This window comes from Aquitalea aquatica (assembly GCF_013911085.1).
Taxonomy (GTDB): Bacteria; Pseudomonadota; Gammaproteobacteria; order Burkholderiales; family Chromobacteriaceae; genus Aquitalea; species Aquitalea aquatica.
Genome location: NZ_JACERN010000042.1, coordinates 376,531 through 387,095, shown reverse-complemented (window position 1 = coordinate 387,095; position 10,565 = coordinate 376,531). Strand labels below are relative to the sequence as shown.

The 10,565-nt window shown below is 56.8% G+C and carries 14 protein-coding genes; 2 read left to right on the top strand and 12 right to left on the bottom strand.

Annotation, left to right across the window (positions count from 1 at the left end):
* The 8 genes from H2Z84_RS19520 to H2Z84_RS19485 all read right to left on the bottom strand — a co-directional run.
* Nucleotides 1-451 (bottom strand): hypothetical protein (locus H2Z84_RS19520; protein WP_220272913.1); only part of this gene is annotated, 451 nt, incomplete at its 3' end.
* 54 nt (nucleotides 452-505) lie between these two features.
* Entirely contained in the window at nucleotides 506-1,159 is a 654-nt protein-coding gene (locus tag H2Z84_RS19515; RefSeq protein WP_181837438.1) for a UCP028438 family phage-derived protein, read from the bottom strand.
* Entirely contained in the window at nucleotides 1,160-2,284 is a 1,125-nt protein-coding gene (locus tag H2Z84_RS19510) for a baseplate J/gp47 family protein (RefSeq protein ID WP_181837437.1), read from the bottom strand.
* A 3-nt stretch (nucleotides 2,285-2,287) separates the two neighbouring features.
* On the bottom strand, nucleotides 2,288-2,653 hold the full coding sequence (locus H2Z84_RS19505) for a phage tail protein (protein WP_181837436.1): 366 nt from the start codon (nucleotides 2,651-2,653) through the stop codon (nucleotides 2,288-2,290).
* An 8-nt stretch (nucleotides 2,654-2,661) separates the two neighbouring features.
* A complete protein-coding gene (locus H2Z84_RS19500) occupies nucleotides 2,662-3,315 on the bottom strand; it encodes a phage baseplate assembly protein V (RefSeq protein WP_181837435.1) in 654 nt (217 codons plus the stop codon).
* A complete protein-coding gene (locus H2Z84_RS19495; protein ID WP_220272912.1) occupies nucleotides 3,312-4,370 on the bottom strand; it encodes a phage late control D family protein in 1,059 nt (352 codons plus the stop codon). Before H2Z84_RS19495 ends, H2Z84_RS19500 begins: the two co-directional genes overlap by 4 nt.
* 60 nt (nucleotides 4,371-4,430) lie before the next feature.
* Nucleotides 4,431-5,417: a hypothetical protein gene (locus H2Z84_RS19490; RefSeq protein WP_181837433.1), complete on the bottom strand. Its 987-nt coding sequence runs from the start codon at nucleotides 5,415-5,417 to the stop codon at nucleotides 4,431-4,433.
* 10 nt (nucleotides 5,418-5,427) lie between these two features.
* The gene (locus H2Z84_RS19485; RefSeq protein ID WP_181837432.1) at nucleotides 5,428-5,781 is read right to left on the bottom strand and encodes a DUF2513 domain-containing protein; all 354 of its coding nucleotides are present in this window, start codon (nucleotides 5,779-5,781) and stop codon (nucleotides 5,428-5,430) included.
* A gap of 83 nt (nucleotides 5,782-5,864) precedes the next feature.
* Here H2Z84_RS19485 and H2Z84_RS19480 point away from each other — a divergent pair, with 83 nt between their 5' ends.
* Complete coding sequence (locus H2Z84_RS19480; protein WP_181837431.1) at nucleotides 5,865-6,368, top strand: hypothetical protein; 504 nt, start codon at nucleotides 5,865-5,867, stop codon at nucleotides 6,366-6,368.
* Nucleotides 6,369-6,513: 145 nt separating this feature from the next.
* Here H2Z84_RS19480 and H2Z84_RS19475 read toward each other — a convergent pair whose 3' ends face one another.
* Nucleotides 6,514-8,517: a phage tail tape measure protein gene (locus H2Z84_RS19475; protein WP_181837430.1), complete on the bottom strand. Its 2,004-nt coding sequence runs from the start codon at nucleotides 8,515-8,517 to the stop codon at nucleotides 6,514-6,516.
* A gap of 249 nt (nucleotides 8,518-8,766) precedes the next feature.
* Here H2Z84_RS19475 and H2Z84_RS19470 point away from each other — a divergent pair, with 249 nt between their 5' ends.
* Entirely contained in the window at nucleotides 8,767-9,195 is a 429-nt protein-coding gene (locus H2Z84_RS19470; protein ID WP_181837429.1) for a hypothetical protein, read from the top strand.
* A gap of 29 nt (nucleotides 9,196-9,224) precedes the next feature.
* Here the strand turns inward: H2Z84_RS19470 and H2Z84_RS19465 are convergent, their stop codons facing one another.
* Genes H2Z84_RS19465 through H2Z84_RS19455 form a run of 3 tightly spaced genes read right to left on the bottom strand, consistent with a single transcriptional unit; the run spans nucleotide 9,225 to nucleotide 10,492 of the window.
* Nucleotides 9,225-9,968: a phage antirepressor KilAC domain-containing protein gene (locus H2Z84_RS19465; protein WP_181837428.1), complete on the bottom strand. Its 744-nt coding sequence runs from the start codon at nucleotides 9,966-9,968 to the stop codon at nucleotides 9,225-9,227.
* A 10-nt stretch (nucleotides 9,969-9,978) separates the two neighbouring features.
* Nucleotides 9,979-10,353: a hypothetical protein gene (locus H2Z84_RS19460; RefSeq protein WP_181837427.1), complete on the bottom strand. Its 375-nt coding sequence runs from the start codon at nucleotides 10,351-10,353 to the stop codon at nucleotides 9,979-9,981.
* Nucleotides 10,334-10,492 carry an Arc family DNA-binding protein gene (locus tag H2Z84_RS19455; protein WP_181837426.1) on the bottom strand — a complete coding sequence of 53 codons (159 nt, stop codon included), beginning with the start codon at nucleotides 10,490-10,492 and terminating at the stop codon, nucleotides 10,334-10,336. Before H2Z84_RS19455 ends, H2Z84_RS19460 begins: the two co-directional genes overlap by 20 nt.
* Nucleotides 10,493-10,565 lie beyond the last annotated feature (73 nt).

Sequence of the window (10,565 nt, the reverse complement as noted above, 5' to 3'; positions counted from 1 at the left end):
GCTGCGTCAGGCCGTTGTTGCCCTGGCCACTGTAAGGCGATGAAGGGCTAGCACTGTTGTAGTACGGCAGCAGCACCGGGTTTGAATCGACGTCAGCATAGGAGGCTTCGATCAGGTAGTTGATCGACTGACCGGAGGTGGTCGGCGCAGCAAGTGTTAGCGTGGCGGCATCCAGCGCAATGCCTTGCTTCATGATCTGGTGCGTGGTGTCGGCGGACAAACTGGAGAATGCAGTGCCGTCGATATTCTGCAGGCTGTAAATCTCACCCGGCGCGGCATTGACTTGCAGGCTGGCCGGGCTGGTCGGCGTGACGGCAAAGCCGTTGACGACGGTTGCGGTACCCAGCACGGCTGCCGACAACTTGGCCATGCCGATCATGGCGTCCTTGGTCATCTGCAGCAGGGTGGTTTCCGGCAGGATCTGGCCGGGGTAGACGATCTGTCTGTCCATGATGGTCCCAATAAAAAAGGCCCGCCGAAGCGAGCCTGGTTGAGGGTGAATGTGTCAGTTGCTGATGCGGTACCAGACGGTCGTTGCTGCCGGTCTGGTGGCTTCAATCGCCGCGATGATGTCGGCGTCGGAAACCGTTGGTGAAAGCTGGGTGCTCGGCAGCAGTCCGCTGGTGGATGCAAGGCCAAAGGCAAAGGTATTGATGCCAGGCCAGTTGGCCCCGCCATTTGCTGATGGCCGGTACACAGTCACGAAAGCCTGATAGGGCGTCACGACACTGCCCAGCATCGAAACGCCCAAAGCAGCGGTCACCCCAAGACAGCCCACATCGGAAGGCCGAGCCGGTTCTACAATCAACGGCGCGCGCCCGGTCAGGTCGGTCAGCATCCTCTGCATGCCGTACCGGGTGGCGCGCTCACGGAAAATGTTGATCACGATGCGGTTGCGGTAGCTGTCATCGCTCTGGCCGGAGTAGCGCACCAGCCCGTTGCCGAAGAAATCTTGCGCAGCAATGTCCAGCCAGCCGCCAGTAGCGGTTTTTATTCGGGTCTGAGCCTGGGCAAACAGATAGAGCGAGTACAGCCAGGCCAGCGCCTGGGAATACCCCCAAAGCAGCCCGTCCAGCAGAGGCGTACTGTCTGGGAACCAGCCGCGGGGCAGCAGGCTTTTCAGCCTGCTAAACATATCGGTTTGATCACCTGTTGCCATTTACGCCACCGAAATTGTGCCGGGTCGAATGACCTGTTTTTGCGTTGCGGCCAGATCGGCCGTACCGCCATTGAGCGTGACGGCCGTCACGTTGGTGATGGCTGATGTCACCCCGTAGGCAATGCTGATCAGCTTGGAGTAGGACAGCAGCTGGCCCAGCGATAGAGAGGCAATGTAGGACTGGATTGCCGCATTCACATTGGCCACGACTACGCTGTGCGTAACGGTGGAATCCGTGGTGATCACCATGCTGACGTTCGCCGACAGCAGCGCCGGGCCGAACACCCCGTAGCGGCTGCAGAATGGCCGTACCGACTCGATGGCACTTGCTGCGCTAGCTAGGAAAGTGCTGGAAGGGTTGCCGCTGCCATCGTCCACGACGGCATAGAAGTAGCCGTACAGGACGTTTCCGCTGTAGTCCTGATTCTCCACTAACGAGTAGGTGACACCGGTCTGCATGGAGGCCAGGGCATAGCCGATGGCTGCCTTAGTTGCCTTGGACAGCGAGGCGACCCACAGCACAAAGGCTGCGCGAAAGTCCGTGTCGGACTGCTTGTCAGCACCATTGGCAAAGGCCGCGGCGTTGGCCACCGTATCGACAAAGGAAATGCCACCGGTGATCACGGTCACCATGCCGGCCAGCGCATTGCCTGCCGCGCCTGCGATATTGGCCAGTACCGGTACTGTGACGCTGGATACACCGGCCGCGATGACATATCCGCCGAGCGTGGCGCTGTACGCGGCATTCGTTGTATCCAGCGTGACCGTATAGGACTGCGTTCCGTCCGTGGTCGTGACCGTGGAGCCAATTGGGATGACGGCCTGATTGGTCGCCGTGAAGCGCGAGAAAGTGACCTGGCCAGTTGCTTGCACTGCAGAAAGCCGGGTAAAACCGAAATCAGCCATCCAGCTGTCAAGGTCGGTACCGGAGCAGGTGGCTGCCCGCACGGTGACCAGTAGCTGAACGATCAGCTGCTGAATCCACTGTACGACACCGCTATTGGCTTCCACGACCGCCAGCATCAGGCTACCGATGGTCAGGTCCACCAGTCCGGCCGCGCGCGACTGGATGGCGGTGACCTGGTTGCGGACGATGGTGGTGTAATCAAGAATGTTGAGTGCCATGCGTTACCCCGTCACATCAAAGCCAAGCGTTACACTCTGTCCGCTGGGCGCATCGGTATAGGAAATGACCACTGCTGCGCCGCCGTCGATGGCAGAAACGGCAATCTGCGGAGGCGGGTCTTGCGCCACGCACGCCTCCAGCAGCATTTGCCCCTTGATCAGGGCTTGCCATTCGTTCACGTTCAGCAGGTCGCCAACCTTCGCGCCAAGGCCGGCGCCGTAGTCTGGGTGCTGGATGTAGCCGCCGGGATTGGTCAGCAGGCGTCGCAGCACCCGTTGCTTTCCCCGATCTAGGCCGGAAACGGGCAGCAGATCCCCTGTCGGGGAGGCCGTTAGGTCGCTCCCGACATAGTGGTAAAGGTCTTTCATGAGGACTCTCAGTTCGGCGGGTTGGTATTGCTGCCTGTGCCGTTTTCACGGTGGGTATGGCTCTTGCCGCTCTTGCCGGCGGCGATCACATCGGTATCGCCAGTAATCGTGCCGGTGGAATGCATGTCACCGGTCACCTGCATCGCCGCGCCTGTGCCGCCCTGAATGGCCATGCCACCGTTGCCGGCAATCTGCTGGGTCACCTGCAGAGTGTTGTCCATCACGACCGGGCCGACGAAGTGATGCTGAGTGGCTGTGTAAGTGATCGTGGCTGCCGCCGTAACTTCTACCGTGCCATCGTTGTGGAACTTCAGCAGCGAACCCGACTTCTGTATCAGCCAGAACTCGCCGGACGGCGGCCCTGGGCAGCGGTCGGTGTCGTTGTAGAACTGATCACCCCCCAGCCCATTTCCGATCTGGCCAGAATCGAAATCCACTTCAATCTGCGCCCCGATCATCGGCCCGGCAGCCAGCCCCCAGCCATTACCGGCCCAGCATGTCCCCAGCGGAATCCAGCCGGTTTCCTGCCCCTCCGGCATGATCGTGACCTTTACGCTGTAGGTGTCGGGGTCATAGCCGGTGATCAGGCCCTGCCGGGTGCCGGTCATGTTGCCCATGGCACCCTGCGCCCGCGCGGCAAAAGCGTTCAGTAGCTCTTTCATCCGGATACCTGCGTATTGGGGTTGTGGTTCTTGGCGGTGAAGCTCATGCGGTAGCCCTCGTCGACGCTGAGTGAGCGCCGCACCGAGTCGCAGTAGTACAGCTGGTCAAATGGGCTGTTCGTGCCCTCCACCCGGATGATGGTCTGCGGCGTTAGCAGGTTGTCGCCCGGCATGGAGCCGCTGACCTTCATTTCATGCTGGATGATTTGGCGGTAGATCTTTTCCGCCATGTCCATCGCCTGGGCAGGCGTCAGGCCGTTGCGGATGATGCGGTAGGTCTGGGTCTTTGGCGTCGATCCGCCCGGCGTCACGCTTTTGGCGTTCTTCGGGTAGGACGCAATCGTCGGCACCGTCTTCTTGTGCCGGCTGTGCCAGGACAGCACCTGCACGGTGATGCCCTTGGCGATGGTCAGTGCCCGCTCAAACTGCAAGTCATCGGCCACATTGGCCTGCGGGTAGGGCTTGTCGCCGGGGGGAGTCCACTGGATCAGGTACTGATCAGACTGGGCTGGATCTGCTTGTGGCTCAAAATGCAGCTCGTTGCCACTCACATACACCTGCATGCCTTCGAAGCCGGCCAGCGTGGTCAAAATCTCCCATTCCGACTGTTCGCCACTCAGGTGGGTAGAGTCGATCTGGTAGAACTCGCCGAATTTTCCGGTTGTGGCTGTAACAACCGGCGTCAGGCCGTGCCGCTTGGCCAGCATCGAGGCAATCTCACTGCTCGTGTAGTTCTTGAAGCTCTCCCCAGCCGACTTGGCATCGATCAGCCTGCCGGTGAAGTCCCGACCTTCGGCGACAACCTCCATACGGGCTGGGTTGAAGTGCCAGGTATCCACATCGCCCACAATCAGCTGGGCTTTGCTAGTTTGGCCGCTGGCGGTGATTTCGACGTGGATCTCCACCTCGATGCTGGTTTGGTCAGCCCACCACTTCAGCAGGCTGAAGCTGGCTGGCAGCGCAGACACCGCAAAGGTGACGGAAAAGGTGTCTGCTGCGCCGAAACTGTTGTTGTCCACGTCGAACAACACAAACGGCACTTCAGTACCCGCCAAAAGACAACGCCCGACAATTTGCCGGGCGTGTGACGGGAGAATCTGGTTTACGTCCATGGATCAGCTCTTTATCACCGGGATAGTCAGGGTGTGAATGCCGGACAGCTGCGGGTCAGTCAGGCCGTTGGCCGCCGCAATCACCGTCCATTGCGACGGATCGCCGTAATACTCGCTGGCCACCTGGTACAGATTGCCGCCAGACAGGGTTACCGTCTGGACGCCGTTGGCCGTGGTGCCGGAGGTCACGTTCTTGTTCAGCCGGCCCAGCACGTCCTGCAGCTGGTACAGCGCCGGGGTGCGCGTGGCCAGATCTACCTGCGTCAGCACGTTGTTGACGGCCTTCGACACCGGGTTGCCGGGTATCAGGCCGCCCAGGGTCGTGATGGCCGTCGCCGAAGCCTCCAGCTTGCCGATGGTCTGCTGGATCAGCACCTGCGCCGCGATGATGGGCCGGACGATGGTTTGCACGGCATCCACCGTCGCCGTGGCGATATCGGACACCGCCGCCACGGCAGACTGCACGGTGGTCACCGCATCCGTTACCGCCTGCACGTTGATGATGTTGGCCAAGTCCAGCGCTTTACCGATATCGGAATTGATCAGCGCATCCAGTGAAGCAGTCAGTGCGTCAGCGTAGACCGGCGCATCATTCCGCTTCACTACCTCCAGCTTGATGCTGTACGGCCGCTTGTAGGCGAACTCATACACCGGGATGAACTCAGCCAGCACCACGGTGAAGCTGATGTCATCCAGCGTCATCACCACCTGCTGGCCAGCGGCGCGCATGCGTTCCAGCGCCTGGACGCGGGCGGATGTGTTGCTGCCGGTGAAGATGCCGGACCACTGGATGGCGTCCCAGTCTTCGCCCAGCAGGTCGATGGTGCGCTTGCCGCCCACCAGCCGGTGGATGACGGTCTGCTGCCGCGCGCCAAAGGCAATGCGCTCCGGCACCTCAAAGTCCAGAAAGGTGAAGGAGCCCAGCCGCAGGCGCACGGCCGTCGGGTCCAGGCCTTGGGCGAAGCCGGCCAGGGTGTCGAGGAGGCTCATTGACGATCTTTCAGCGGAATAGCGATTTGACGACTTCGGCAGCGGCCAACTTGACCACCTCAAAGGTCAGCGCCAGCCCCTTTTCCTTGGCCACGCGCTGAATGGCGTTCCATGCCGTTTTGCTGCGGATACCATCCAGCAACTCATGGCCTTGCCAGGTCAGCGACTCAATCCGGCAAGTGCGGCCGCCGTTGTTGAGGTATGTCGTGCAGCCACCCGTGGCCAGGCCTGCCTCCACGATCAGTTCGATGTGGTAGTTCACGGCATCGGCTGGCCAGCCTTCAACATCGGCAGTCGAAAGCGGCCCCTCGGACTCCTCTGCGGCCACAAGGATGGCCCGGATCAGATCCCAATCTCTTTTCATGAAAAGTCCTTGGAAAATGGATGACGTTCGCTTATAGGCATATGCTGTTGTCTCTCACAACGAACAGCACCGAAAGGAACGTCATGAAACTGGATAGGGAGTATCAAAAGAAAATTCTGGATTGCTTAGCTAGGGCATTTCCAAATATCCCTTCCCCAATCGAATACGACACCATCCTTGGTGCGGAAAATGATGATGTCTTTGTCGCAAACGCTCTCTATTTGGAGATGCACGGTCTCATTCAACCTGGTGGGATTCGCATATCGCCGGATAGATCGTTCATGATTGACCATGATGCTCTGAAAATTACCCATCGAGGTTTGGACTTCCTTGCCGACGACGGCGGTCTGAGTGCGATTCTCGGGGTAGTCACCATCAAGCTTCACGAAGACACCCTCAAGGAACTGGTGGCGATGAAGATCCAGCAATCAGATCTGCCACCTGCTGATAAGAGCATATGGCTTGATGCTCTGAAGAAGCTGCCTGCCGAAGCCACCAAACACCTTGCAGTGAAACTAATGGATGCGGGGTTGGCTCATGCGCCGGACGCACTTCGGCAGGTAGGTAGCATGCTTGGGCTCCACTGATCAATTTGAATTTGACCCAGCCAGCTGCAGGGGAGAGTGCTACCCAAAACTCCTCCTGCAGCGAGAACCCCTCCAGCAGCAGCCCGTCTTTGTGCCACAGCAGACTGTCCAGATCGATACGAGGACTGTTTTGCATTTTCGTTCCTTACCTGAAAGATAGGCTGGGGGCAGATGGCCCAAGCACAGACATCATGCGGTCAACGGTCGGTGAGCCGGTAGCCGGCGCATTGGCGGCGCGAGCTATCACTTTGACTACGTGGTGCGCCACCTTGTCGTTACCAACATGCACAGGGACTTCTGCGTGCAGAATCACCGGCTGACGAGGTGGAACAGGTACGTGGCCGCGGCCTTCGTTGGAGTAGCTGGCATCGTTGCGATTCCAGTCATCGGCGAAGTGCATTTTCCCGATTTGGTACCCCTTTGGCAGAACGGTGTTCATGCCGCTGATCAGGCTATTAAACAGCCACTGCCACTGATCGAGGAAAAAGCCAACAAACGACTTCATGCCAGACTTTATCCCGCCCCACATCTCTTTGGCCGCGTTGGAAATGTAATCCCATGTGCCTGTAATGTAGGGGCTGATAAATCCCCACACCTCTTTGGCCCTGGCCTTGACAGTATCCCAGTTCCGGTACAAATAGACGCCAATGCCAACAAGCATGAATACCCAGCCGACAACGGGAATTGCTCGCAGGCCAAGCATCAGTAGATTGCCGATGTACGCAACACCCGAAAGCACCGCGCCCGTTACGCCGCCGCCGCCTTTCAGCAGCGTAAACATCAGCCCAAAGCCACGGCCAGCAGCAACAATCATGTTTGCCAATCCGCCCGCCACCAGAAATGTCGATACCCCGGCCAATCCAAGAGCAAATTGCTTCACCCCGTCCTTGTTCTGGTTGATGTAGGTTGCAAACTGCCCAACCAGTGGCGTTACCTTCTCAAGCGCTTTTATTGCCATCGGCAGAATTGAAATGCCAAGGTTTACAAGCAGCCCATTCCACTTGGCTTGAAGGTCAGCAAACTTGCTGTTCGGATCATTCTTATAAACCTCCATGGTTTTATCCGTACCCATGGCATTCTTTGCCAGATTCGAATCGCGCATTAGCTGCAGCACCTGCGTTGACATGATCGAAGCCTGGTTTGATGCGGTCCGGTTCGAGAGAAGGTCGTTTGTAGCCTTGAGGATGCCTGCCTCACTGGTGATTCCTTTTGCAGCCAAAGCCGGCAGGAATGTATTTCTGATCCAAGTTGCTGGGTCGGACTGCAGGAGACTGGAGTCCTTGATGTCGCGCATAACCAGCGACTTCATGGCCTTGCCACCGACAGTAGCGTGAGTCTCCATTGCAAGGTGGCCAAGCCCGAATTCCTGGAGGAGGGCCATTGTCTTCTTCGGAGTGCGGCCCGCTACCAAGTTTTGGTACATCGACATCATCGCTGTACCTGCCTTTGCACCGCCTTGTTCCTGCAGCAGGAGGGACATATTCAAAATGCCCTGGTCGGACAGGCTTCGGAATGAAGTACCGCCCATTTGGGAGAATTGGTCCAGGTCGCGGAACTTAACGAAGCCACCCGACCCAGTGACCATGCGCTGGGCTAGGTCGAGATTTCGCATGAAGGTGGCTTCATCATGTGTACCGCCGCGGCGGTCGATGAATTTCAGCAGCGCCCGAGTAGAGCCCTCATCGATATGGCCGACTTTCCCTTGGAAAATGGCGCTGTTTGCTGCATTCAGAGCGGCAATCTTTGGCGTCAGCTTCTTGGCCAGGTCGAAGTTGCCAAACAGGCCAACTGATTCGGACAGGGACTCCATCAGCTCTTTGGATGACACGCCAAGTACATTGGCGCTGCGGGCAAATGCGTCTGCCTGCTTGTTGATGTTGTCACCCAGATTGATTGTTTTGAATTTGGTGAACGCCAGCTCATAGGCCTTTGCCGCATCAAGAGGGGCCTTGAACATTCCGGCCAGCGCCATGCCGCCGCCAAACATCAAGCCGCCAAGCGCTGCCTGCTTGCCGATGGACTTGAGCTTTTCTTCCAGCCTGGTTGCATCCATATGAGTGGACTGCAGGTTTTTGGAGATGGCCAGCAACCCAGAAGATACGCTATTGACCAGTGATAATTTTATCGCGACGGAGTATGCTTCGGTCATGTTGTTTATCCAATCGTCGTAGCGAGGGCAGGGCGATGAAGCACGGCCGGATTATTGATGCTGAATTCGTGATGATTGACCAGGCTGATCAGCCTGGGCCGACAAGAAAAAAGCCGACCATAGGTCAGCTTTGGTATCTTTTTTGTTATGGATTATTGATGTTGGCTTTTCTTGCTGTTGCGCTTCCATTATTTATTGGAAGTATGTATTTGCTAAGTATATTTTTTAGAACAATTTTTTGAATTAGAGGTGGGTATTTTCATGGCGTTTAATTGTCCTCGCTGCCAAAGCGAAAACACTCAAAAACTATCAATGCTCCATGAGCTTGGGACGTCAATTATTGATACGGCAACAGTTGGTGGTGGTGTTGGTAGTCACGGTTCTCTTGGCGTTGGCGCAGCCAATACTACAGGTACATCACAAACAAAGTTGGCCCAGAAATATGCGCCACCGAAAAAAGAACCGGTTTTGGGTGCATTTTTTGGTTGTGCATTCCTAGGTTTGATTGCAAGTATATTTTTCAGTGGGGTGGCATTTTTAATTGGCGCTGTGCTAGGTGTTTTTGCTGCATATGCTGGCTACAAGAAAAACAAGGAAGAATACCCAGCCAAGTTAAGGCAGTGGCAGTCGCAATTTTTATGCTTGCGTTGTGAAAACCTTTTTGTTCCGCACGAATAAACAAACCCGGCCTTGGCCGGGTTTTCTTGTTATGCGCAAATCGGCCCAAGTTCACCGGCCAGCTTGGCCAGCCCCTTTGCCGTCACCAGTACTTGCTCAACCACCTTCTCGGTTCCGTCTGTCCGCTCCACTGTGGTGATCTTGTGCTGCAGCAATCCTTGCTGGATTTTGTCCTGATAGGCCACCCAAGCTGTGCCGCCAGCCCGGCGATATATCCAGCGGTGCGCAGAGAGCCAGGTGAAAAGCACTTTTGGTTGAACCTGCAGGTTCTTCGCCGCCATCGTGACGTTCATCGTCCCTTCTGCCGCAGTCACGATTCGGTCTACCACCGCTGCTTTCGGGGCCAATTCCGCATTGGCGGCTTCCAGGCTCAGCACCTTTTCAGAGTAGGTGAGAAGAAGGCCGCGCATCATGGCTGGATCTGCCAGAGCAGCCATCGGGTCAATGGCCTTGGCGCGGCGCTCGCACTCAATGAAGTACTGACGGGCTTGCTTGCCTTTCTCGTTGCGTTCCACCATCGCCAGTTCCTTGGCCATGTCGAGGGTGAGGTGGTAATCCTTTCGGTTATGGCCGCCGCCCTTATAAACCGCTCCCCCGTTTTGGGGAGCGGTCACAAAGTCCTGATTTTCAAGGAAACCATACTGTTCGATACGGTCTTTTATCCAGGTGGCAAAATCTTTTCCGACCTCAAGGAAAACGTGAAGCACACGGGCATTGATGGCTTGAACCTGGGAATCGCCGATGGCACGTTGTTCGATCTTGATCAGTTCCATGGTCTTCCCCTTAAGCAGCCAGCTGGGCTGTTGCAAAGTAGGTAATGGTGCGGACGGTGTAGCCGATGAAATCAAGCGTGTCGCGCAGAGCCTGGCGGCACACTGCTACGGCTTCAGCAAAAGTCGGATACACACCCAGGACGATGCTTTCCTGCTGAGCGATGTCATCTTCTTCCGAGTCCATCCATCCCCACTCGGCGAAGACGATGGCTTTGTAACCATTGGTTGAATTTTCAACCTGAGGTTGACTGATTTCTGGTTTTACGCTAGTTTCCATAGCGAATTCTCCTTTGATTACGCGATCGAGGAATTTCTCCGAAGCCCTGACAGTTCCCGCTGCCGGGGCTTCACTCATTTCAGAGGTACTATGCTGCAACAGCTTCATGCTTCTTCTCCTTCAGGCTGCTTTCGATCAGGTGCAAAACTTCATTGTTAAAGCTGCGACGGTTGCTGGATGCTTGGGCCTTGATTGCATCCAGAAGGGTCTCAGGTACGCGCAGGGTTGTTGTGACGATTCGTTCCATTATTTTCTCCATTGCCTTCACTGTGAAGGCTGAATTCACTATAGAGGCACTTGAAATTGCTGTCAACTCTACC